The 22,899-nt window shown below is 70.6% G+C and carries 20 protein-coding genes, 2 pseudogenes and 1 riboswitch; of the genes and pseudogenes, 4 read left to right on the top strand and 18 right to left on the bottom strand.

Going from position 1 to position 22,899, the window contains the following annotated elements:
• Window positions 1-73: 73 nt before the first annotated feature.
• A complete protein-coding gene (locus LZ604_RS16315) occupies window positions 74-1,300 on the bottom strand; it encodes a serine hydrolase domain-containing protein (protein WP_372482150.1) in 1,227 nt (408 codons plus the stop codon).
• Between the two features lie 639 nt (window positions 1,301-1,939).
• Between LZ604_RS16315 and LZ604_RS16310 the strand changes: the two genes are divergently transcribed.
• The gene (locus tag LZ604_RS16310; RefSeq protein WP_234515828.1) at window positions 1,940-2,581 is read left to right on the top strand and encodes a hypothetical protein; all 642 of its coding nucleotides are present in this window, start codon (window positions 1,940-1,942) and stop codon (window positions 2,579-2,581) included.
• 473 nt (window positions 2,582-3,054) lie between these two features.
• Window positions 3,055-4,692 carry a 2-trimethylaminoethylphosphonate dioxygenase gene (tmpA, locus tag LZ604_RS16305; protein WP_234515827.1) on the top strand — a complete coding sequence of 546 codons (1,638 nt, stop codon included), beginning with the start codon at window positions 3,055-3,057 and terminating at the stop codon, window positions 4,690-4,692.
• Here the strand turns inward: tmpA and LZ604_RS16300 are convergent.
• The 7 genes and pseudogenes from LZ604_RS16300 to LZ604_RS36265 all read right to left on the bottom strand — a co-directional run bounded on the left by LZ604_RS16300 (window position 4,689) and on the right by LZ604_RS36265 (window position 10,465).
• Entirely contained in the window at window positions 4,689-5,489 is an 801-nt protein-coding gene (locus tag LZ604_RS16300) for a GntR family transcriptional regulator (protein ID WP_234515826.1), read from the bottom strand. The two genes, tmpA and LZ604_RS16300, sit on opposite strands and share 4 nt — an antisense overlap.
• Window positions 5,490-5,617: 128 nt before the next feature.
• Window positions 5,618-5,829, bottom strand: a pseudogene (locus tag LZ604_RS16295) (malonic semialdehyde reductase); the annotation flags it as partial.
• A gap of 253 nt (window positions 5,830-6,082) precedes the next feature.
• A complete protein-coding gene (locus tag LZ604_RS16290; RefSeq protein WP_234515825.1) occupies window positions 6,083-7,243 on the bottom strand; it encodes an LLM class flavin-dependent oxidoreductase in 1,161 nt (386 codons plus the stop codon).
• A 37-nt stretch (window positions 7,244-7,280) separates the two neighbouring features.
• On the bottom strand, window positions 7,281-8,477 hold the full coding sequence (locus LZ604_RS16285) for an SfnB family sulfur acquisition oxidoreductase (RefSeq protein ID WP_234515824.1): 1,197 nt from the start codon (window positions 8,475-8,477) through the stop codon (window positions 7,281-7,283).
• Window positions 8,474-9,031: an NADPH-dependent FMN reductase gene (gene ssuE / locus LZ604_RS16280; RefSeq protein WP_234515823.1), complete on the bottom strand. Its 558-nt coding sequence runs from the start codon at window positions 9,029-9,031 to the stop codon at window positions 8,474-8,476. The genes LZ604_RS16285 and ssuE overlap by 4 nt, the downstream gene beginning before the upstream one ends.
• A 41-nt stretch (window positions 9,032-9,072) precedes the next feature.
• The gene (sfnG, locus tag LZ604_RS16275) at window positions 9,073-10,209 is read right to left on the bottom strand and encodes a dimethylsulfone monooxygenase SfnG (protein WP_234515822.1); all 1,137 of its coding nucleotides are present in this window, start codon (window positions 10,207-10,209) and stop codon (window positions 9,073-9,075) included.
• A gap of 175 nt (window positions 10,210-10,384) precedes the next feature.
• Complete coding sequence (locus LZ604_RS36265; RefSeq protein WP_361690182.1) at window positions 10,385-10,465, bottom strand: putative leader peptide; 81 nt, start codon at window positions 10,463-10,465, stop codon at window positions 10,385-10,387.
• A gap of 137 nt (window positions 10,466-10,602) precedes the next feature.
• Here LZ604_RS36265 and LZ604_RS16270 point away from each other — a divergent pair, with 137 nt between their 5' ends.
• Complete coding sequence (locus LZ604_RS16270; RefSeq protein ID WP_234515821.1) at window positions 10,603-11,529, top strand: LysR family transcriptional regulator; 927 nt, start codon at window positions 10,603-10,605, stop codon at window positions 11,527-11,529.
• Between the two features lie 4 nt (window positions 11,530-11,533).
• Window positions 11,534-12,038 (top strand): annotated as a pseudogene (locus LZ604_RS16265) (P-loop nucleotide/nucleoside kinase family protein).
• A gap of 87 nt (window positions 12,039-12,125) precedes the next feature.
• On the opposite strand, the gene LZ604_RS16260 reads toward LZ604_RS16265, so the two are convergent.
• From LZ604_RS16260 to LZ604_RS16220, 10 genes are all read right to left on the bottom strand, one after another.
• A complete protein-coding gene (locus LZ604_RS16260) occupies window positions 12,126-13,274 on the bottom strand; it encodes an LLM class flavin-dependent oxidoreductase (protein ID WP_234515820.1) in 1,149 nt (382 codons plus the stop codon).
• Window positions 13,267-14,358, bottom strand: a complete 1,092-nt coding sequence (locus tag LZ604_RS16255; RefSeq protein WP_234515819.1) for an LLM class flavin-dependent oxidoreductase — start codon at window positions 14,356-14,358, stop codon at window positions 13,267-13,269. Before LZ604_RS16255 ends, LZ604_RS16260 begins: the two co-directional genes overlap by 8 nt.
• Window positions 14,355-15,767 (bottom strand): NtaA/DmoA family FMN-dependent monooxygenase, encoded by a 1,413-nt coding sequence (locus tag LZ604_RS16250; RefSeq protein WP_234515818.1) that lies wholly within the window; start codon window positions 15,765-15,767, stop codon window positions 14,355-14,357. The genes LZ604_RS16255 and LZ604_RS16250 overlap by 4 nt, the downstream gene beginning before the upstream one ends.
• Window positions 15,768-15,788: 21 nt before the next feature.
• Entirely contained in the window at window positions 15,789-17,030 is a 1,242-nt protein-coding gene (locus tag LZ604_RS16245; RefSeq protein WP_234515817.1) for an LLM class flavin-dependent oxidoreductase, read from the bottom strand.
• Window positions 17,031-17,119: 89 nt separating this feature from the next.
• The gene (locus tag LZ604_RS36260; RefSeq protein WP_361781344.1) at window positions 17,120-17,206 is read right to left on the bottom strand and encodes a putative leader peptide; all 87 of its coding nucleotides are present in this window, start codon (window positions 17,204-17,206) and stop codon (window positions 17,120-17,122) included.
• Window positions 17,207-17,265: 59 nt separating this feature from the next.
• A complete protein-coding gene (locus LZ604_RS16240; protein WP_234515816.1) occupies window positions 17,266-17,991 on the bottom strand; it encodes a GNAT family N-acetyltransferase in 726 nt (241 codons plus the stop codon).
• Window positions 17,992-18,077: 86 nt separating this feature from the next.
• Complete coding sequence (locus LZ604_RS16235; RefSeq protein ID WP_234515815.1) at window positions 18,078-19,100, bottom strand: transporter substrate-binding domain-containing protein; 1,023 nt, start codon at window positions 19,098-19,100, stop codon at window positions 18,078-18,080.
• Between the two features lie 62 nt (window positions 19,101-19,162).
• On the bottom strand, window positions 19,163-19,999 hold the full coding sequence (locus tag LZ604_RS16230) for an amino acid ABC transporter ATP-binding protein (protein WP_234515814.1): 837 nt from the start codon (window positions 19,997-19,999) through the stop codon (window positions 19,163-19,165).
• Entirely contained in the window at window positions 19,996-20,976 is a 981-nt protein-coding gene (locus LZ604_RS16225) for an amino acid ABC transporter permease (RefSeq protein WP_234515813.1), read from the bottom strand. The genes LZ604_RS16230 and LZ604_RS16225 overlap by 4 nt, the downstream gene beginning before the upstream one ends.
• A gap of 321 nt (window positions 20,977-21,297) precedes the next feature.
• Window positions 21,298-21,406, bottom strand: a riboswitch (SAM riboswitch).
• Window positions 21,407-21,579: 173 nt separating this feature from the next.
• Window positions 21,580-22,443: a glutathione S-transferase C-terminal domain-containing protein gene (locus tag LZ604_RS16220; RefSeq protein ID WP_234515812.1), complete on the bottom strand. Its 864-nt coding sequence runs from the start codon at window positions 22,441-22,443 to the stop codon at window positions 21,580-21,582.
• Window positions 22,444-22,899: the final 456 nt, after the last annotated feature.

The following is a 22,899-nucleotide window of genomic DNA, read 5'->3' as shown; positions in this document are numbered from 1 at the left end:
GCGACGCGGGGCCGCCGCTGCGATCCCCCGCGACCCGCCGGGCGCGCTGTCCGCGGCGTGCCGCGGCGGACCCTCACCCGGCCGGCGGCCGTTCGGGCAGACGGAAGACGTGCCCCGGCGTGGCGATCTTCGTGATGGCCTCGCCGAAGAGAGTGGCGGGCTCCTGCCCGTCATGGCGGATATCGGTGTTCAGAAGTACCACGAGCGTCGCCTGCGCCGACGGGAGGTACACGGTCAAGGACTCGTAGCCCGGCAGCGAACCGTTGTGCCCGATCCAGCCGTTGACGTCGAAGATGCCGAGTCCGTACCCGGCACCGGGGACGGTGGTCGGAAGCGCCCTGAGCCGCTGCCTCTGCAGGGCCGGGCCGATCAGGGGGGTTCGGCCGGGCAGGGTGCCGGTGGCCACCGTGCGCGCCCACACCCGCAGATCCCTCATATCGGAGATCATCGCACCGGCCGCCCAGGCCCAGGAGGGGTTCCAGTCGGTCGCGTCCTCGACCTTCCCGCTCGCGGTCTGGTTCGTGTACCCCTGAGCATGCGGGCCCGGGAAGTCGGCGCCGGCCGGAAGGAGCGTATGGTCCAGGCCGGCCGGCTGGAGGATGTTCTGCCGGATGAAGTCCCCGAGCCGCTGACCGCTGACCTGCTCCACCACCAGACCGAGCAGGATCAGGTTGGTGTTGGAGTAGTCGAACTTCCGCCCGGGCCGGAACAGTACGGGGTGCCCGAAGGAGTAGCCGAGCAGCTGCTGCGGTGTGAAGGACCGCCTCGGATCGGAGGTCAGCGCCTTGACGAACCCCTCGTCCTCGGAATAGTTGAACAGCCCGCTGCGCATCCCGGCCAGCTGACGCAGTGTGATCCGGCTTCCGCCCGGCACACCGTCGATGTATATCCCGATCGGGTCGTCCAGGGACACCCTGCCCCGGTCGGCCAGCTGGAGCAGCGCCGTCACGGTGAAGGTCTTGGTCTCACTGCCGATCCGCATGTACAGATCCGGTGCCATCGGCAGGCCGTTGCGCTGGTCGGCGACTCCGAACGAGCGTACGTAACTGTCCTTCCCGGGCATCCACAGCCCCACCGTCACACCGGGGACGCGCGCCTCCCTCATGATCCGCCGAACGGCCGCATCGAGCTGCCGTTTCCTCTCCGCCCCCGGGGCGGATGCCTCGGCGGCGGACGGTGACACGGAACCGGGTAGCGCGACATCGACGGCGGCGGGACCGACTTCCACCACCCCTCGCACGGCTCCCCACACGGCTCCGACCGCGACCGGCAGTGCGAGCGTCCCCACGGCAGCGGTGATCGCCACACCCCTACGCAACCGTCCGCACACACGCGCCATGGGCCGCCTCCAACCGTGAGCGGACCCGTGGCTCTGCGCAGAACGCGGGCCACGGGCCTCCAGGTCAGCATAGGAGCGCCCCCTACACCCCGCCTGTCGGCGTGTCACCCGGTCCCGGCCGTTCGGAGACGCGACACGCCGGAGCCGCGAGAGCTCACCCGTTCGCCGCACCCGCCGTCCGGCGTCGCGACGGATCGCATCTCAGCCCCGTCCGACGGCGGCTCCGCCCGCCGCCGGGGCCGCCGGTCATCCGGTCGGTCCACCCGCCCGCCGGAGTGGGCCCCGCCGGTCCGTCCACCGCGATGACGACGACAACGAGCTGCGGCAGACCGGGAGTTAACGACTCATAAGGAACCGATAAGGCGTCATCTCACTCATCCGGCCCGCGACCGGTCGGCGACCGACGAGCGCGCGGCCCGCGGGCGCCTCACCCTGGATCTCGGCGGAACCACCGGAATGACGGGGCGTCAGCGCCGCCATTACTCCAAACGGATTGTTCGTAATATTTTCAGCATGTCTGATATGACACACAAGAAGATGATCTGTACGTTCAGACTCGCATCGGCTAACAGCCGACGTCTCTCAGACAGGAGAAACAACATGGCAACGCGTTCCACTGTGGTGACCGCCGCGCTGGCGGCCGGCGCGGCTCTGGTGGCGACCGGCATCACCTACGCCAACGCCGCTTCCGAGCCGGCCCAGGCGGCCGCGGTCGCGGCCCCCGCCCCTGCCGCGGCCCCCGCCGCCGCCCCGGTCGCCGCTCCGGCGGCGGGCGCGCCGGCTGCCGCCGCCTACCCCGACGGCAGCAACGGCAGCAACGGCAATAACGGCAACAACGGCAGCGGCAACAACAACGGCAACAACAACAACTACGGCGACAACTCCAAGGGCAACGAGGGCCGGGACCACGACAACGACGAGGACGAGAACGACAACGACCACAAGAAGAACTACGAGAAGAAGATCTACGTCAACGAGCGGGAGTACAACGCCCACGACCAGGGCTGCATCGTGATCATCAGCGGGCTCGGGGCGAACAGCATCAACGTCCGCAACGACAGCAAGAGGACCGTCGAGGTCTTCAACGGTGCGACCTGCGACAACGGCGCTCCCATCGCCACCGTCGGCCCGCACAGCTCCAGCAACGGCCTCGTTCCCCGCCGCGTCCGTGGCGGCGTGAGGGTCCGGAACGGCGTCGTGGCCAGCTTCCGTGTCGTGCGCCGTGACGACAAGGGGTACTGATCCCGACTGACATGGTCACTCGTGGTGACCCACACAACGAGAACCCCGGCCCGCCGGAATCGGGCCGGGGTTCCGGTCTGCTGTGGCTCTGACCGCGCGTCCGCGTTCCACGCTAATCCTTTACCGAGAGACCCGCGTGTCGAGCGCCCCCATGCCGCGACCCTGAGGTAAGCACACGCCCGGCGGCGCTCCCCCGTCGGCACCATGGGGCCGGCCCCACCGGCTCCCTCAAGCCGCCACCGCCGTAGCGCGGGTGACGAGGCGTGGGAGGACGACCGCACTCCGCCGGGACGCCGCCTCCCCTTCCGGAGGCGCGATGACCCGGCCGGCCGCGAGTTCCGCCGGACAGGTGACGTCCCGTCCGCCGCCGGTCATGGGATTTGCCCCGCCGCCATGTCTGGGACACCTCCTTGACGTGTCCGCCTGTGACGGTCGGAGAAGTTGGCTATACAACTTTGCCCCGAGGAGTGACCATGCCCGCCCTGTCCAGCGACGCGATCGGCGATCTGCCGGTTCTGTGGCTCCGAGACAACTGCCCGTGCGCGCAGTGCCGAGATCCGCGCACCGGGCAGAAGCTGTTTCAGATCGACGCCCTGCCCGACGGGCTGCGGGTCGCGACGGTGGCCGCCGCCGAGAGGGCCGGGGAGCCCGCCGTCGAGGTGGTCTGGGCCCCCGACGGGCACTGCTCGGCATATCCGTCGGCCTGGCTGGAAGCCAATCGGCCGGGCGGACCGGGACACCGGGACCGGCGCACCGAGGCCGGGAAGGAGCTGTGGACGGCGCGCGATCTGGCCGGGCGGCTGCCGGAGGCGGACTGGGAGGCGTACCTGGGCGAACCGGCCGTGCGGGCACGGATGCTGGAGTCCGTGCTGCGGGTGGGCTTCATGGTGCTCCGCGGGGTGCCCGAGCGCGAGGGCCAGGTGCTCGCCGTGGCGGAGACCTTCGGCTACGTCCGCGAGACGAATTACGGGAAGCTCTTCGACGTGCGCGTCGAGCCGGACCCGAACAACCTCGCCTTCACCTCGGCCGCCATCGCGCCCCACACCGACAACCCCTACCGCGACCCCGTTCCGACGCTCCAGCTGCTGCACTGCCTGGTCAATGAGGCGGATGGTGGCGACTCGGGCCTCGTCGACGGCTTCGGCGCGGCGGCGCTGTTGCGGCGTGAGGACCCGGAGGCGTTCGAGGTGCTCACCCGTACTCCCGTGCCGTTCGTCTTCCGTGACGCGGGGACCGAGCTGCGGGCCGACCGTCCGCTGATCGGCACCGACCCGCTGGGCCATGTGCGCGAGGTGCGCTTCAACAACCGCTCGTCCGGCACGCTGCGGCTGCCCGCCGACGCGCTGGAGTCGTTCTACGCGGCCTACCGCACGTTCGCGAAACTGCTGCTCCGCCCGGAGCTGCGCCTGGACCTGCGCCTCGCCCCGGGCGACTGCCTGGTGTTCGACAACACCCGGCTGCTGCACGCCCGCACCGCGTTCGCCCAGGACGGGGAGCGTCACCTGCAGGGCTGCTACGCCGACCTGGACGGGCTGGCGAGCGCCCTGGCGGTGCTCAGGCGCGCGGACACCCTGGAGCCGTTGGCCGAGCTGTTCGCCGGGGCGGGGACGACGGAGTACCTGGGCGAGCCGGTCTCCATGGCCCAGCACATGCTGCAGGCCGGGGCCAGGGCCGAGGCCGCCGGCGCCCCGCCGCACCTGGTGGCCGCCGCGCTGCTGCACGACGTCGGGCACGTCGAGGATGACGTCGTCACCGGCCGGGAGCTGATGGCCGGCACCGACAACCGGCACAGTCACACCGGCGCCGGGATGCTGAGCCGCTGGTTCGGGCCCGAGGTCACCGAGCCCGTGCGCCTGCACGTGGCCGCAAAGCGCTACCTGTGCGCGGTGGAACCGGGCTACCACGACCGGCTGTCCGAGGCGTCCAAGTACACGCTGGCGGTCCAGGGCGGGGTGATGACCCCCGCGCAGGCGGCCGAGTTCGCCGCGCTGCCGGGCGCCGCCGACGCGGTCGCCGTCCGCCGCTGGGACGACGAGGCGAAGGACCCGGACGCCGTCACACCGCCGTTCGAGCACTTCCTCCCGATGCTCACCGCACTGCTGCGCGGCTAGGGGGTGACCGAGCCCGGCCTGTGGCGGCGGCCCAGGGGGGAGGCGGCCACGGAGTTGTGCACGGTGAAGGCGATGGTGCCGGGCAGGTACCGGTCCTCGGACCACTCCACCGGCACCCCCTCCGGATCGGTGGTGCGGCGCCGCTCGCGCAGCAGGACCTGCCCGGGCCGGCAGTCCAGCAGCCGGGCGTCGTCGGCGTCGGCGCACGCGAGGTCGATCGTGTGGTCGGCGTCGGTGAAGAGCACGCCGTGGGTGACGAGTGCCTCGGTGTGCGAGACGACGTCCGGCTGCAGTTCGGCCACCAGCGCTCCTACGCGGGCCGGGTAGAGCGATCGTTCGACCATGACCGGTTCCCCGGACAGGGTCCGCAGCCGCAGTACCAGATACACCTCGGCCCCTGCCTCCAGGCCCAGTTGCGCGGCTTCGTCCGGCTCGGCCGGTCGGCGCACCACGCGGTCCAGCCGGCCGCCCGGCGTCTCGCCGATGGACCGGGCCCAGTTGGTGAAGCTCAGCAGCTCCGAGAAGCTCTGCGCCCGGGGGCCGCCGAGCACCGTGCGCCGCGTGCCGCGCCGGGAGGTGACCAGGCCGTCCGAGCGCAGCACGGCCAGCGCGTGCCGGATCGTGCCCCGGGAGACGCCGTAGCGCTCGGCGAGCGTCCCCTCGGGAGGCAGCTTCGCGCCGGTGGCGTACTCGCCTGCGATGATCGCCTCGCGGAGTTCGGCCGCGACCCTGCGGTAGCGCAGTTCGCTGTCCGGGCTGCCGTGCTCCTGCCGCACCGTGTCTCCTGGGCCGCTCATGATCGTGCAGGCCGGGTGCCCAGCCTGCGTCAGACCCTACCCGCCGCGGTGGGGCGGTTCCCGCTCACCGGCGTGGTCCCCCACCGGCTCTGACGCGGGTGCGCCGCCTGCCGGCCGTTGCCCCGTGATCAGACGGTAGTGACCACTTGCGCGTACGCCAGACGCGGGGAGCGCGGGAAGCCGACCTGGAGAAGCGCGTTGAGCTTCGCGGACCGCTCGAGCACCGCACGCTCGGCGAAGAGATCCCTGGCCCGTGGGAAGTGCGGGAACTGGCTGGGCAGTTCCTCGTGGACTCATTGTCCGCGGCGAGGATGGCGACGAGCGGGGCGGCGGCGGTCTTCTTGAAGGTGTTTGCGGTCCGTGCCTCCCGGAAGGGGCGCCGAGGGCGCCGTCCCTCGTGACCACGCGAACGTTTCCGCATCCGTTCGCGTCCAGCATCCGTGGCGGCGGGACATCCAGTCCTTCGCGCCGGTCGTCATCGAGCGGCGCCCCTGCCGCCGCTGGAAGGTTTCCGGGCTTCAGCTCTCCGGGGTGAGATGGCGAGTTCGCGATGTCGGCCTTCCCGGCCTTGGTCTCCGCCGCGATCACGTGGGTCAACCCGGGGTCCCGGTGCCGGCGAAGGGCACCTGGGCCGAGAGGGCCGCCTGCTGCCCGTACGGGTGCTGCCACAGACCCTGCGCCTGAAGCTTCGGCAGGACGCCCTCGCCGAACCAGTAGGCCTCCTCCAGGTGCGGATAGCCGGAGAGGATGAACTCCTCGATCCCCAGCGCGGCATACTCCTTGATCCGCTCGGCGACTTCGTCGTGGCTGCCGACCAGGGCGGTCCCCGCCCCACCCCGCACCAACCCGATGCCCGCCCACAGGTTGGGGTGGATCTCCAGCCCGTCCCGGCTCCCGCCTCCGTGCAGGGCCAGCATCCGCCGCTGTCCCTCCGACTCGCTGCGGGCGAGGCCGGCCTGGACGGCCCGAACGGTCTCCGGGTCGAAGCCCGCCAAGAGGTGGTCGGCCTCCGCCCAGGCCTGCTCGGAGGTGTCGCGGGTGATGACGTGCAGGCGGATGCCGAAGCGCAGCGTGCGCCCCTCCTGCGCGGCGAGCTTCCTGATCCAGGCGATCTTCTCGGCGACCTGTGCGGGCGGCTCCCCCCAGGTGAGGTAGACGTCGACGTGCCGTGCCGCGACCTCGCCCGCGATCGGCGAGGATCCGCCGAAATACACCTCGGGGATCGGATCGGGCAGGCGCGCCAGCTTCGCGTCCTCGATCAGCAGATGCTCGCCGGCGAGGTCGACGGTCTTGCCCTCCCACAATCCCCGGACGATTTGCAGGAATTCGCCGGTACGGCGGTACCGCGCGTCCTTGTCGAGGAAGTCGCCGTAGGCCCGCTGCTCATGGCTTTCGCCGCCGGTGACGACGTTGAGCAGGAGCCGTCCGCCGGTCTGCCGCTGGAAGGTGGAGGCCATCTGCGCGGCGAGGGTCGGGGAGACGAAGCCGGGGCGGAAGGCGACGAGGAACTTCAGGCGCTCGGTGTTCTGGCTGACCATGGCGGTGGTCAGCCACGCGTCCTCGCACCACGCCCCGGTCGGGGTGAGCGCTCCGACGAAGCCGAGGTCCTCGGCGGCGCGGGCGATCTGGCTCAGGTAGGCGACCGTGGGCGGCCGATCCCGGCCGGAGGCGGTGGCCGGGGTGCCGTGGCCGCCGCCGACGACGTGGCGGCTGTCTCCGTTGGTGGGCAGGAACCAGTGGAAGATGAGGGACACGCGGCGTCTCCGATCAGGAGTGCGATCAGGTTGGTTGTCAGAGGAGGCCGTGGCGGGGCGGCCTGGTGCCGTTGAGCACATAGCGGCCGATGTGCTGGACCTTCCAGCGGGCCGGGTCGTGCAGGGTGTGGGTGCGCGCGTCGCGCCAGTGGCGGTGCAGGTTCAGGGAGTCGAGCGCGGAGCGGGTGCCGGATACCTCGAAGAGGGCGCCGGCGACCTCGACGGCGGCCTGGGCGGCGGTCACCTTGGCCGTGGCCACCGCGATCGAGGCCTCAGCGGCCGAGTCGTCGGTCAGGTCGGCGCGGGCGGCGTCGACCGCGCGGGAGGCCTCGCGCAGCAGCGCTTCGGCAGCCCGTACTCTGATCGCCAGTTCGCCGAACCGCTGGATCAGCAACGGATCCTCCGCGGCACTCTCGTGCCCTTCGGCCGCGCTCTCGAACCAGGGGCGGCTCTTCGTGCGGACGAACTCCACCGCCTCGGCCAGCGCCCCCGAGGCGATCCCGGCGTCGATGGCCGCGTGCAGCAACTGGGCCACCGCGCCGTGGAGTTGGGGACCTTGGAACGTGAGGTGGTGCGGCACGACACGGTCGGCCGGCACGGGCACTGACTCCAGGCGGACGGTTCCGCTGGCGGTGGTGCGCTGTCCCATGCCGTCCCAGTCGTCCACGACCGTGAGGCCGGGCGCGTCACGCGGAACGTACGCCACCTGCAGGGTGTCGTCCTCGGTACGGGCGAGGACGGGGATCCAGTGGGCAAACAGCGCGCCGGTGGAGTAGTGCTTGACGCCGTCGAGGACGTACGACCCGTCCGGGAGCCGGGCGAGACGGGTGCGGATGTCCTGGACGTGCCGGGTGCCCGCCTCGGACTGGGCGTTGCCGAACCGCCTGCCCGCCAGCACCTCGCCGAAGAAGAACTCCTGCTGCTCGTCGGTCCCCTGCCGACGCAGCACGTTGACGTACACGAAGTGGCTCTGCGGGATCTGGGCCAGGCTGGCGTCGGCGGCGGCCAGCAGTCGGAAGATCTCGGCGAGCGCGTCCGCACGGATGTCCGCGCCGCCGAACCGGGCGGGCACGGTCACGGCGAGCAGCCCGGAGGCGGACAGCCGCTCCAGCTCCGTGTGCGGGAGCCTGCGCCGCGCGTCCCGCTCGGCGGCGCCCTTGCGGAAGTCCGCGGCCAGCTCCGCGGCCACGGCAAGGGCCTCGGCGTCATCCGCGATGACGTGCGCGGCGCTCATCCGGCGGCCGCCAGCAGCGTCGTACGCCCGCCCAGCGCGGCCGAGAACTGGTCCGTGACCTGCGCCAGAGCCTCGGCCGATCCCGGCGCGACGGTCAGCGTGCCGTCCTCGCCCACCGTGATGTCCTTGTCGAGGGTGAACCAGCCCGGCGTGATGTGCGCGGGGCCCATGGAGGCCAGCACCGGGCGCAGGGCGTAGTCGATGGCCAGGACGTGGGCGGTGGAGCCGCCGGTGGCCAGCGGGAGGACCGTCTTGCCCGCCAGGGCGTACTGCGGGAGCAGGTCGAGCAGGGACTTCAGCAGCCCGGAGTAGGCGGCCTTGTAGACGGGGGTACCGATCACCACCCCGTCCGCCTGCTCGAACAGGGCGGTGGCCCGGACGATCGCCGGGTGAGCGAAGTCGGCCCCGAGCAGCGCCTCGGCGGGGAGGGTTCGAACGTCCAGCGGGACCACCTCGTGCCCCTGTGCGATGAGCCGCTCGTCCAGGTGGCGCAGCAGCCGAGCGGTGCGGGAGGAGGCGGAGGGACTTCCGGAGACGGACAGGATCGTGGCCATGGTGGGACCTTTCGGTGGGTCGTTTCGTGTGCGGGCCGCGGTCAGGCGTGGGCGGCGGCGGGCTCGTACGCGGCTTCCCGTGCCTCCAGTTCGCGCACCAGGGGCAGCACCCGCTTGCCGAAGTACTCGACCTCCTCCAGGTAGTGCAGGAAGCCGAGGAGGAAGAGGTCGACGCCGAGCCGCTTGTAGGCGACGATCCGCTCGGCGATCTGCTCAGGGGTGCCGATCAGACCCGTACGGAAGCCGTCGTTGTACTGGACGAGGTCCTCGAAGCTCGAGTCCTGCCACATGCCCTTGCCGTCGCCGGTGGACGGACCGGCCTGCTGAACGGCGTCGCGGAAGCCGTGCACGGCCTGCGTGTCGGCCTTGGTGACGATCTCGCGGAGCGTGTCGCGGGCTTCGGCCTCGGTGTCGCGGGCGATGAGGAAGCCGTTGAGGCCGAACTTCGGCGGCGTACGCCCCGCTTGGACGGCGGAGGCACGGACGTCGGCGATCTGCTCGGTGACGCCGTCGAAGTCCTTGCCGTTGGAGAAGTACCAGTCGGAGACGCGGCCGGCCATGGCACGGGCGGCGGTGGAGTTGCCGCCCTGGAAGATCTCCGGGTGCGGACGCTCGGGGGTGTTCAGCGGCTTGGGCTTGAGGGAGAAGTCGCGCAACCGGTAGAAGTCACCGGCGAGCTCGGCGTGGTCCTCGGTCCAGATCTTCCGCAGGGCGCGGATGAACTCCTCCGAGCGCCGGTAACGTTCGTCGTGCTCCAGCCAAGGCTCGCCCAGCGCGGTGAACTCGCCCTTGAACCAGCCGCTGACGACGTTGACGGCGAAGCGGCCGTTCGACAGGTGGTCGGCGGTGGCGCCGAGCTTGGCCAGGACGCCCGGGTGCCACAGGCCGGGGTGGACGGCGGCGATGACCTTCAACCGCTGCGTGGCGAGCAGCAGGGCCAGGCTGAAACTGGTCGACTCGTGCTGGTACTCGGCGCCGTAGCTGGCCATGTAACGGACCTGGCTGAGCGCGTAGTCGAAGCCGTTGTTCTCGGCGAGGACGGCGAGTTCGCGGTTGTAGTCGTAGCCCCAGTCGGTGCGCTGCTCGATGGTGCTGGTGACGAGGCCACCGCTGACGTTCGGCACCCAGTAGGCGAAGCGGACGGGGTCGGATCCGGGGTGTGCGGAGGATGCGGGCATGGGAACTCCTGGCAGGAGAATGCTGCGCGGGCAGGACGAATGAGCTCCGCGGAATTCAGGCACGCTGGAGCGGCGTCTCCGGGAAAGCCGTCGTCACGACGGAAACAAGCCGGGACCGGAATTCACGGAAGGAAGTCACAGAGGGAGCGGGTGGGAGGGTTTCCCTCGGGTGCGCTCAGGCTCGACAGCGACAGAAGGCGCTGGAGACACGCGCAAGGTCGACGTGGCGTCGCCGCGTGAGGTCCTGTCGCTTCATGCAACCGATCGAACCAGGAGGGAGTCCGGCCGGTCAAGAATGACCGGTGGTGATTCCACATGGTGAGAGTCGGTATTCACGAGGTTGTGACAGGGATTCCCTTGAACCCGGTCCGGGGACGGCGCAGTCTCCTTTTCGTGCGTACCGAACAGCTCGAATACATCGCTTCCGTCACGCGGCTCGGTTCGCTGCGGCGCGCCGCCGAGGCACTGCACCTGTCCCAGCCCGCGCTCAGCGAAACCGTACGCAATCTGGAGCGCGAGCTCGGCGTGGACCTGCTGGAGCGCAAGCGGTCCGGGGCGAAGATCAGCGACGAGGGACGCGAGCTGCTGCCGCACATCATGAGCGTGCTGGACGCGGTCGACCGGCTGCGCGGCGCGGCCAGCGACCAGCACCGCATCAGCCGCATGGTCCGGCTCGGCACGGTGAACACAGCTACCGTGCCGCTGGTCATCCCGACCGTGCGCGAGTTCCGGGCCTCGCACCCGGTCACCCAGGTGGAGTTGGTCGGCGCGCAGCAGGCCGACATCCACCGCGGGCTGTTGGAGGGCGCCTTCGACCTGGGACTGGTGAACTACCTGCGGGGCGACGACCTGCCGCCCGGCTTCGAGACGACGGAGTTGCTCTGCGGGCGGCCGGTGGTGTGCGTGCGTCCGGACAGTCCGCTGGCGGCCCTGGATGCGGTGGACGCGGACAGCCTCCTGGCCGAGCCGTTGATCGTGATGCGGTCCGGGTATGTGATGCACCGTTTCGTGCACCGGCTGCTGCGCGGCCGGACGCCGTCTTTCTCGTACTCCACCGACGGCGCGGAGATGGGCAAGCTGATGGTGGCCGAGGGGCTGGGGGCCACGGTGCTGCCGGACTTCAGCGTCGTCGGCGACCCGCTGGAGCGACGGGGCGCGATCACTGTGCGGCCGCTCGCGCGGGATGCGACCGACGTGCTGCTGGTACTGCAGCGCCGCCACTCCGGCGCCGTGCCGCGGGCGGTCCGCGACCTGCACGAGCTCTTCGTGCGCAACGCCCAGGCGTACGGCGCTTCGTCGCGACGGCTGACGGAGGAATGATCCGGTGCTGATCGTCATGGGCGGCCTGCCCGGCACCGGCAAGACCACGTTCGCGCGTCTCCTGGCGGCCCGGATCGGTGCGGTGCATCTGCGGGCCGACACGATCGAGCAGGCGATCGTCCGTTCCGGAGTGGCCCGGCACCCCGTGGGTCCCGTGGGCTACGTCGTCGGATATGCCCTGGCCGGGGAACATCTGCGGCAGGGACTGACCGTGATCGCGGAATCGGCCAATCCGCTGAGTGTGACGCATGACGCCTGGCGGGACACGGCCGCCGGGACGGGCGTGCGTGTCGTCGAGGTTGAGGTGGTGTGCTCGCATCCGGCGGAGCACCGGCGCCGCGTGACCTCGCGGTCGGCCGACACTCCGGATCTGCCCGCTGCCGGACTGGCAGCAGGTCGTCGACCGGGAGTACGAGCCGTGGGACCGCGAGCGCGTCGTCGTCGACACCGCGGGACAGAGCCCGCAACAGTCACTGGCTGTGCTCCTTCGCGGCCTGGCATCGGGCTGAGACAGAGGTCTTCCGCTGTCGGCGCGGAGACGAGAAGGGCCGCGCCGAAGCGGTCGCGTGCAGCCGGCCGGTGAGGTCACCCCAACGTCAGCTCGGCTGCAAGGAGTGCCCCCGTCGGCGCCATTCCTCCGCGAGCAGTTCGTACGAACGGACCCGGTCGGCGTGCTCGTGGGTGATCGTCGTGACGAGCAACTCGTCCGCGCCCGTGGCCTCCTGGAGCTGTTCCAACTGGTCGGCCACCCGGCCCGGTGAGCCGACGAACTGGGTGTCGAGGCGGTCCTGGACGAGGGCCTGGTCCTCGTCGGTCCATGGGTGGGCGCGCGCTTCCTCCGGCGTCGGGTACTCGATGGCGCCCTCGGCCGTGCGGATGCTGCGGACCCACGGACCGTAGCCGGTGGCGAGTGCGCGGGCGGTGGCGTCGTTCTCGGCGACGACGACGTCCGCCGAGACGCTGACGTACGGCTTGTCGAGGAACTCGGAAGGCTGGAAGAAGGCGCGGTAACCCTCCACCGCCTCCAGGACCGTGGCCGGGCTGACGTGGTAGTTCGCCGCGAACCGCAGACCGTTGCGGCCCGCAACAGCGGCGCTCTGACCACCGCTGCTGCCCAGGATCCACACCTCCACGTCGGCGCCCTCCCCCGGCACGACGTGCGCCTCGACGCCCTCCGGGGAGCGGTAGGTGCCGGCGAGCAGGGCGAGGATGTCGTCGATCTGATCGGCGTAGTCCTGTGACTCGGCGCCCGGCAGCAGGAGCAGTCTGCGCTGCAGCGCGATGCGGGGTGAGCCGAGCAGGTGCTCGAAGGAGAAGCGGGGTGGGATCAGCAGGCCGTTCGGGGTGCGGCCGTCGACGACCGGGGTCGCCGTCGGCAACGGTGCGGCCGGCTGTCCCGGTGGGCGGCCGCCCGAGCGTCCCAGTCCGAGATCGAAGCGGCCCGGGTGCAGTGCGTCGAGCAGTCCGAACTCCTCCACGGTGGACAGCGCGGTGCGGTGCCCGAGCTGTACGGCCCCGGAGCCGAGCCGGATGGTGGAGGTGGCGGAGGCGGTCAGCGCCAGGACGACGGCGGGTGACGTGCCGGCCACGCCCGGGTTGAGGTGGTGCTCGGCGAACCAGTAGCGGGCGTATCCGAGGCGCTCGGCCCGCTGTGCGAGGTCGATCGAGTTGCGCAGGGCGTCGGCTGCCGTCGAGCCCGACGGGATCGGGACCAGGTCGAGGATGCCGAGGGGGATGTCAGACATGGGCGGACTCCTGGGTGAGCGGTGGCGCCGGAAGCACGGGTCCCCATGCGAACGGCGGGTCCGGGATCTCGTGGCGCAGCACGGGGGCGACCTTGGACTGGAACAGCTCGAGGGAGGCACGGTGCCGGGACTCCGTCAGCCCGCTCGCGTCGGCGTTCAGGTGGAGCACGGTGTGCCCGAACTGTTCGTGGTAGCGGTGCACCTTGTCGATGACCTGTTGCGGGCTGCCGATCAGAGCGGAGCTGCGTTCGGCGAAGTCCTCCAGGGTCTCGAAGACGACCGGCAGGCCGGCCTTCTTGAAGAACGCCAGATTGGCCTCGAAGACCGGCCGGTACGCGGCCAGCGCCTCCTGCGAGGTGGGCGCGACGTGGACGCCCGCCGTGCCCGCGCCGATGGCGATCTTCGCCGGGTCGTGGCCGTAGTGCTTCCAGCGTTCGCGGTAGTGGCGGATCAACTCGGCGTACGGCTCGATGGGGTTGGTGACGTTCGCCGAGAAGAGCGGGTCGCCGTAGCGGGCGGCCAGGTCGACCGACTCCTTGCTGGTGGCACTGCCGTGCCAGACCCGGATCGGCCGCTGGTACGGCCGTGGCCACACCTCGGCGTCCGTCAGCGGGGGACGGAAGCGGGTAGCGGCGGTGACCTTGTCCTGACGCCACAGCTTGCGAAAGACCTCGTAGCTCTCGGCGTTGCGGTCCCACTGGTCCTCGGGCGTGACGTGGAACAGGTCACGCTGAGCGGCGCCGTTGCCCTTGCCGATGATCAGGTCGAGGCGCCCGTCGGACAGGTGATCCAGCGTGGCGTAGTCCTCGTATGCCCGGACCGGGTCCAGCAGGCTGAGCGTCGTGACGGCCGTGAACAGGCGGATCCGCTTCGTCAGGGCGGCCACATGGCTGAGTACGACGGTCGGGGACGAGGAGATGAACGGCCGCTCGTGGCGCTCCCCCACGCCGAAGCCGTCGAAGCCCAGCTCCTCGGACAGCAGCGCGTTGTCGAGGACCTCGCGGAAGCGGTCGTGGGTCGGCTTCTGTATCCCGGTGATGGGATCCGGGCGGTGCACGATGAGTGTGATGGCCAGGAATTTCACGACGCCACCCGCTCCTCGCCCCGCAGGTCGTCCATGGGGGTCCCCCCGCTCGAGCGAAGCCGAGAGTGGGGGAGGGCGAGGCCGAGGTGGTGGCGCAGGGTCGTGCCCTCGTAGTCGGTGCGGAAGACGCCCCGTTCCTGCAGGAGCGGGACGACCTTGTCGGCGAAGGGGTCGAGGCCGCCGGGGGTGATGTGCGGGACGAGGATGAAGCCGTCGGAGACGTCGGCCTGCACGAAGTCGTTGATGGTGTGCGCGACGGTGGCCGGGGAGCCGACGAACGTCTGCCGGTTACCGGTGTTGATGACCAGGTCGCGGATGGACCACTTGTTGGCCTCGGCGAGCTGCCGCCACTCGCGGGCAACGGCGATCGGGTCCCGGTACATCCGCACCTGGGCGCGGCCCCGCGATATGTGCTCCTCACTCACCACGGGGTCGACGTCGGGCAGCGGCCCCTCCGGGTCGTACGCCGACAGGTCCCGGTTCCAGACGAACTCCAGGTGCTTGATGGCAGTGGCGCCGCTGACCTGCTGCCGGCGCACCTCGCGGGCGAGTTCGGCGGCCTCCTGGTCGGTGTCGCCGAGCACGAAGGTCGCGGCGGGCAGGACGAGCAGCTGGTCGGAGCCGCGGCCGTACCTGGCGAGCCGCGACTTGACGTCCGTGTAGAACGCCTGGCCCTCCTTCAGAGTCGCGTACCGGCTGAAGATGGCGTCGGCGCTCGACGCGGCGAACTCACGGCCCTCCTCGGAGTCACCGGCCTGGAAGATCACCGGGCGGCCCTGCGGGGAGCGCGGAACGTTGAACTGACCACGGATGTCGAAGTGTTTCCCCGTGTGGACGAACGAGCCCGCCTTGGCATCGCGCAGGAAGATCCCGGTCTCCTGGTCGGCGACGATCTCGTCACCGTGCCAGGAGTCGAAGAGCTCGTTCGCCGTGGCCAGGAACTCCTTGGCACGGGAGTAGCGCTCCTCCTGCGGCAGGAAGCCGCCGCGGCGGAAGTTCTCGCCGGTGAAGGCGTCCCAGGAGGTGACCACGTTCCACGCGGAACGACCGCCGGAGAGGTGGTCGAGGCTGGCGAACTGGCGGGCCACCTCGTACGGCTCGTTGAACGTGGAGTTGATGGTGCCGGTCAGGCCGAGATGCTCGGTGACGGCGGCGAGCGCGGCCAGCACGGTGAAGGTGTCGGGCCGGCCGACGACGTCCAGGTCGTATATCTGCCCGCCCTGTTCGCGCAGACGCAGGCCCTCGGCGAGGAAGAGGAAGTCGAACTTGGCGCGTTCGGCGGTCCGCGCGAAGTGGACGAAGGAGCTGAACTCGATATGGCTGCCGGCGCGCGGATCGCTCCACACGGTGGTGTTGTTGACACCCGGGAAGTGCGCGGCCAGGTGGATCTGCTTCAGCGGCTTGCTCATGGTGGGTGCGGTCCCTCCGGCTCAGGCGATGGGGGTCCCCCCGGGCTCGAGGAAAGCCGAGAGCCTGGGGGAGTAGCGGTTGACGGGACGGGTCAGGCCCAGCAGGCCGCGCAGGGTGTCGGCCTCGTAGGCAGTGCGGAAGGCGTCGCGGCGCTGGAGCTCGGGGACCAGCCCTCGGGTGATGGCCGGCAGGTCGTGTCCGGCGACGGCGGGGCGCAAGCGGAAGCCGGTCAGCCCGGCGCTGTGGAGTTCCTGGAGCAGATCGGCGAGTTGGGCGGGGGTACCGGCGAAGATGCGGGCGTCGCTGGTGTACGGCTCCCCCGCGAGGGCGTCGAGGCGTGCGCGCCGATCCTCCGCGGCGGCCTGCTCGGCGTCCAGGAAGACCACCAGGTCACCGAAGACGTGCAGGAGTTCACCGGCCCGCCCGGCCGCCTCCTGCTCGGCGCGGATCTCCGCGACGATCGCGCGGGCCTGCTCGGCGTCGTGCGGGGTGACGTAGCCGACGTCGGCCTGGCGGGCCACCAGCCGGTACGGGACGGTCTGGTGGGCCAGAGCGGTGACCAGCGGCTGGCCCTGGGGCGGGCGTGGAGTGATGGAGGGTCCCTTGACGCTGAAGTACTTGCCCTCGAAGTCGATGTAGTGCAGTTTGTCCCGGTCGATGAAGCGGCCGGTGGCCACGTCCCGGATCTCGGCGTCGTCCTCCCAGCTGTCCCAGAGCCGGCGCACGACCTCGACGCAGTCGGCGGCCTCGTCGAACAGGTCGGTCAGCCGCTGCTGTCCGGCCGGGGTGCGCAACTCCTCCGAGCTCAGCGGCGGGAAGGTGCGGCGGCCGAAGTGGTCGGCCTCGTGCGGGCGAGCGGTGATCTGCACCCGCAGACCGGCCCGGCCGTTGCTGACGTAGTCGAGGGTGGCGATCGCCTTGGAGATGTGGAACGGCTCCGTGTGAGTGGTGATCACGGTCGGCACCAGACCGATGTGCCGGGTGAGGGGTGCGATGCGGGACGCGATCAGTACGGCGTCCAGGCGGCCGCGGACCTGGTCGGTGCGGCCGTCCAACTCGTCGTAGTGGGTGGACTGCAGGCCCAGGCCGTCCTCGAAGGTGACGAAGTCGAGCAGGCCGCGCTCGGCCTCGGCGACCAGGTCGGCCCAGTATCCGGCGGTGAACAGGTCCCGGGGACGGGCGACCTGCTCACGCCAGGAGGCGGGGTGCCAGCCGGTGCCGTCGAGGGCGACGGCAAGGTGCAGCGAAGGAGAAGGGGACACGGATGGATGCCTTCCTGGAGGTCCGTACGAGATCGCCGACCCACGGGAATCGGGGCGCACGGCGCTGGGCGACCGCAGGGAGATGGGGGTCAGGAGCTACAGAGGGAGCCGGCCACGCGCTGCAGGTCGATGTGGGGCCGGGAGTGGAGGCGGACGGCGCGGCGTACACGCGTCACGTGTCGCACCTCCGTCCGAACGGTCCGGGCAGTCGCCTTCGGCAAGCACAACGGCACAGCTATGCCGTTTCTTCCAGAGCGGCGGCGCCGGTGTGCCGGACGAGCGAGAAGACGGTACGTCGGCGCAGGGTGAAGCCGATCGACTCGTACAGCCGGATCGCGTTCGCGTTGGTGGCCACGGCGTGCAGAAAGGGGCGTTCACCGCGCTCCTTGATGCCGGCGGCGACCGCGCGGACGAGGCGGGCGGCCAGGCCCCGGCCGCGGTGGTCCGGATCGGTGCACACGGCGCTGATCTCCGTCCAGCCGGGCGGGTGCAGCCGCTCGCCGGCCAGGGCGATCAGCCGGCCCCGGTGGCGGATACCGAGGTAGGTGCCCATTTCGACGGTGCGGGGCAGATAGGGCCCCGGCTGCGTGCGGGCGACCAGATCGAGGATCTCGGGCACGTCGTCGGGGCCGAGCCGTACGGCCTCGCGGTCGGGCTCCGCGCGCACGCCGGTGTCCACGAGCTGGACGCCGTGTCCGGTGCGCACGATCTCCCAGCCCTCCGGAGCCTCCGTGACGCCCCGCACCGAGGCGGTGCCGCCAGGGCCGACGAGCGCGGCGAGGTCGGCCCAGGCGCGCGGGTCGTCCTCGTCGGAAACAGCGTGGAAGGGGGCCACGTCCTCGTGGTAGCGGGCGGCGTGGCCTATGCGTTGAGCGAGGTGGGCGTGGGGGCCGGTGAGCGCGGCCCAGGCGGGATTGTCCAGGATGTGCGAGGGGCCGGCGTCGAGGGTGGTGACGGACATGGCGTGGCGGTCTCCGTGGGCGGCTCGGGTGTCCGGCGCGCGGGGACTCCACCGCGGGCGGAGGTGGAGTCCCCGGCACGCGGTGGTCAGGAGTTGTCGAGCGGCAGTCCGGGCGGGTTGACCTCGGACTTGGCGACGGCGTCGTGGGAGAGGTTCCAGGCGGCGAGCCACTTGGCGTACTGGCCGGTCTCGATCAGGTGGTTGATCGCGTCGGTGAGGGGCTTGGCCAGGCCGCTGCCCTTCTTCGCGGTGGCCGCGATCAGCCCCTGGAGGCTCGCGCCGGCACCGGAGTACTGGCCCGCGATCCTGGTCGCGTTGGGGGTGCTCGCGGTCTGGGTGACGTGGTAGGAGAGGTTGGGGCTGGGACCCAGGTAGGCGTCGATCTTGCCGCTGTTCAGGGCCAGGTAGAGGCTGTTGTTGTCCTGGAAGTACTTGACGGTGAGCTGCTTGCCCTCGCTCTGGAGCTTCTTCTGCCACTCCAGCAGGATCCGCTCCTGGTTGGTGCCCGCGCCGACCGAGACGGTCTTGCCCGCGAGGGCCTGGTAGTCACCGTCGAAGGTCCACTTCGAGGACTTGAGCGTTTCGAAGGCGAGGTCGTCCTTGCGGTAGGAGGCGAACTCGTACTTACGCTTGCGCTCCTCGGTGTCGGTGATGTTCGAAAAGCCGACGTTCACCTTGCCGCTGTCGATGCCGACGAAGAGGTTCTCCCAGGTGAACCGCTTGACCTCGGGTTCGAGGCCGAGGACGGCCGCGACCAGTCTGCCCAGGTCGGCCTCGGAGCCGGTGAGGGTCTTCTGGTCGCTGCCCACGAAGCCCAGCGGCGGGGAGCCGGAGGGCAGGGTGCCGGAGCCGATCACCAGCTTGCCGCTCTTCTTGATCGCGTCGGGCAGCTCGGCGCTGATGGACTTTACTTCTGAGACCTTCAGGGTGGTCTCCTTGGCGGCACCGTTGGACAGCCGGCCGACGGTGACCGTGCCGGCGGTGTCGCTCGTCGCGGTGGCGGCGTCGCTGTCGCCACCGCAGGCGGCGAGCCCGGTGGCGAGGGTGGCGACGGCGGTCGCCGCGGTGATGCCGCGTATCAGGCTGCGTCGGGTGAAGTGGGCAGACATGGCTGTTCCTTGTCGCTGGAGGTGATGAGGGTGGGGTGAGGGAAGTCGAGGGATGCGGCGGGTCAGAGGACCTTGCTGAGGAAGTCCCGGGTCCGCTCGTGCCGGGGCTTGTCGAGGACCTCGGAGGGCGGCCCCTGCTCGACGATCTTTCCGCCGTCGATGAAGACGACCCGGTCGGCGATCTCGCGGGCGAAGCCGATCTCGTGGGTGACGATGACGAGGGTGGTGCCGCTGGTCGCCAGGTCCTTGATGACGGCGAGGACCTCACCGACGAGTTCGGGGTCCAGGGCGGAGGTCGGCTCGTCGAAGAGAATGACTCCGGGGCGCAGTGCGAGGGCGCGGGCGATGGCGACACGCTGCTGCTGGCCACCGGAGAGCTGGCGTGGATAGGCGCCGGTCTTGTCGGCGAGGCCGACCCGGTCGAGGAGTTCGCGGGCGAGTTCCAGGGCCTCGGGCTTGCCGAGCTTCCCGGTGGCGACGGGCGCGGCGGCCACGTTGTCGAGGACGGTCAGGTGCGGGAAGAGGTTGAAGTTCTGGAAGACGAAGCCGATCCGGGCGCGCTGGGTGAGGATGGCCCTCTCGCTCAGCTCCTTCAGCCTCCCCCAGCCTTCGGCCGGGGGGACCCCCGTCTCCCTTCGGTCGCCCTGCCGCTTCACGCCGATCAGCTCGCCGTTGATGCTGACGTAGCCGATCTCGGGTTTCTCCAGATGGTTGATGACCCGCAGCAGGGTGGACTTCCCGGATCCGGACGGACCGAGGATGACGGTGACCTCGCCGGGGCGGACGGTCAGGTCGATGCCGTTCAACACCCGGTGGGTGCCGTACCACTTGTGCACGTCGTGGATCTCGACGGTGGCGGCCTCGACGTCCGCCAGGGCTTCGAGCGTGTCGGCGGTCATACGGCGGCCTCCCGGCGGATGCGGGCCCGCAGGTCGGTCAGACCGGTGCGGAGCTTCTGCAGCGGTGTCGGCGGCAGGCTGCGGGTGGCACCGCGGGCGTAGTACCGCTCGACGTAGAACTGGATGACGGAGACGACGCTGGTCAGGACCAGGTACCAGACGGTGACGACCAGCAGCAGCGGCACGATGTCGCCGGGGTAGGTGGAGCCCATGGTCTGTGCGGAGCCGAACAGGTCGAGCAGGGAGACGTAGAAGACCAGCGAGGTGCCCTTGATCAGGCCGATGAGCTGGTTGACGTAGTTCGGGACGATCGAACGCAGCGCCTGCGGAAAGACGATCCTGCGGAACTGGTAGCCCTTGGGCAGGCCGAGCGCCGCGGCCGCCTCGTGCTGGCCCTGGTCGACGGAGAGGATGCCGCCGCGTACGACCTCGGCGGCGTAGGCGGCCTCGTTGAGGCTGAGGCCGACGACGGCGACGGCCATGTCGGTGGCGAGCCGGGACTCGTCGAAGGTGAAGAAGGCAGGGCCGAAGGGGACACCGATGCTCAGCGTCTTGTACAGGGCGCTGAAGTTGTAGAGGAAGATCAGCACCACGATGAGCGGTATGGAGCGCAGCGCCCAGACGTAGGTCCAGCTGACCGCGCGCAGCACTGGGCTCTTCGACAGCCGGGCCAGGGCTAGCAGGATGCCGCCGAGGAGGCCCAGCACCGCGCTGTAGGCGGTGACTTCGAGGGTGATGAGGAGTCCGTCGAGGATGTTCGGCCGCAGGAACCAGTAGCCGAAGCGGTCCCATTGGTAGAAGGGGTTGGAGACCAGTCCGTGGACGAACTGGGCGGCCAGGACCAGGACCGCCGCGGTGGCGATCCAGCGTCCTGGCCGCCGTAGCGGCAGGACTCGCTGGGCAGTGAGGGCTTGCTGACGTTCGTCGGCGGTCGGCGCTTCGGGGAGGGTGACGGTGGCGCCAGGGGGTTCACTCATGGTGGGCTCCGGCTGGGTGGGGACACCCCGGAAGCGCGGCGGCGTGCGGGAGCAGACGACGGCGAGGTACCGGGGTGTGGAGGACGACGGCACACCGCGCGGGCGGTGTCGGTCAGGAGGTGCGGGGGCTGCGGGGAGGTGTCAGCCCCGACAGCGGGCGCGGCCCGGTGCGGTACACAGTGCGCTGTTCACGCGGAGCAGATCGACGGCACGATCGGCGACGAGCAGGTTCGCGTACGACGGTACGCAGCCCTGCGGGCGGCGTGTCGCCGTCCTGGGAGCTGCGTACATGGCGTCACCGTCACTGTTCCGGCCCTGTGGGCCTCGCGCTTACCGATACGTCATCGGTCCGGTCGTCACCTGGGGCACCCCACCGCGGTGCGAGGGTTGCCGGTCAGCCAGCCAGGGCTTGTCGCTGACACTCATGACCGTTCTGGGCACGTAGTTAAGACAATGGCCCGAACGAATGTCAACGCCGGTCCACCAGGTGGAACGGGCCGCGGGCCGGGAGTGCCGGCCTCAGTCCTTCCCGGTAGTCGGCGTACCGGCCTCCCTCCGGGGAAAGACCGTCTGCCAGCGCCTCGGTCAGATCGACGTCAGGACCTAATGGGCTGCGTGTGCCGCCCAGTCCAGGATCTGGACGGCCGCTCCGGCTGCCTCCAGGCCCCGGCATCGGGCGTGGTGACGGCGTTCGATGCCGTCGAGGTCGAGGTGGGTACCGAAGGCCGGGTGGGCGGCCAGGCGGCGCGCGTAGGTCCACAGCACCGGGTGGTCGGCGATGCGCTGGACCGCGGCGGCGTCGAGGTGGTTGCGGTGCACGGTGTCGAGCTGGACCAGGGCCACCCACAACTCGACGTCGGCGGCGGTGACTTCGTCACGGATCACGTATGTGCGTCCGACGAGCCAGCGATCCAGCGCGTCCAGCGTCTCCAGCAGCGTCCCGAGTGCCGCGTCGCGCTCCGCCTGCCCGCCGTCGGACGAGCCGGCACGCTGAGCGGCCTCGTCCATGCCCTGCGCGCACATCCGCTCCACGGCCTCGATCTCCGACTCTGCGCCGCAGGGGTAGAGCGAGAGGCCGCCGGTGTCGAAGCGGCGGGCCAGATCGCGCATGATGTCCGGGGCGTGAGTGCTCACGATCCGTCCGGACCAGTCGTCGCTGAGGACCGGAGCGACGGCCGGACCGATGTACCGGTGTGCACTCGCCTCGTACAGCGGACGCAGAGCGGAGTGACCCCCCTCGGGACAGTCGGGCACGGCCGGCAGGAAAGTCACCGAACAGACGGTGTCCAGACCGAGCAAACTGTGTGCGACGGCGATGCGGAGGCTGTCGGGAGAGGCCGTCGACAGATAGAGGCGGTAGCGGCCCGGAACGGCGTAGTGGCCACTGCGCGCGTCCCTGCCGATACGGCCGCGGAATGCGGGCACGAGCTGGGCGGTGGCGCGGGCGGCCTGCGGTGTGACGGTCATGACTCTCCCCGGGAGCGGGCGTGGACGTACGCGCGGCGGAAACGACGTCGGACGAGGGAGCAGGGCTCTCCTGTGCGCGCCTGAGGGGACGACACCTCAGGGCGACCCCTCAGGGGGAAAGGGGGACGCCGTCGGCGCGGGACGGGCCCGGCTCAGCCCTGGGCCCTGATCGCACTGCAGACGCGCTCCAGGTCGATGTGGCGGCGGGAGGTGAGGAGGAGAGGCGGGCGGCTCACTCGGACGGTGACCGGATCAAAGCGCCTCATGCTTCCCTACCTGTTCACTAGGATTCCCCCATTGAGTTTCGATCCGACCGATGCCGGCGTCAAGAGGTCCGTCCCGCGTCGCGGATGCCCGGGTGGACGGCAGCGCCGCTCGACGCCGCGTTCACACCGATCTACGTCTTGCGCAGGCCCTCGCCCCGTAGTGCGGGCGGACTCCCGCCGCTCCGGGAAG

It is taken from the genome of Streptomyces glomeratus (assembly GCF_021462825.1).
In the GTDB taxonomy this organism is placed as follows: domain Bacteria; phylum Actinomycetota; class Actinomycetes; order Streptomycetales; family Streptomycetaceae; genus Streptomyces; species Streptomyces glomeratus.
This window is presented reverse-complemented; position numbering and strand designations above follow the sequence as displayed.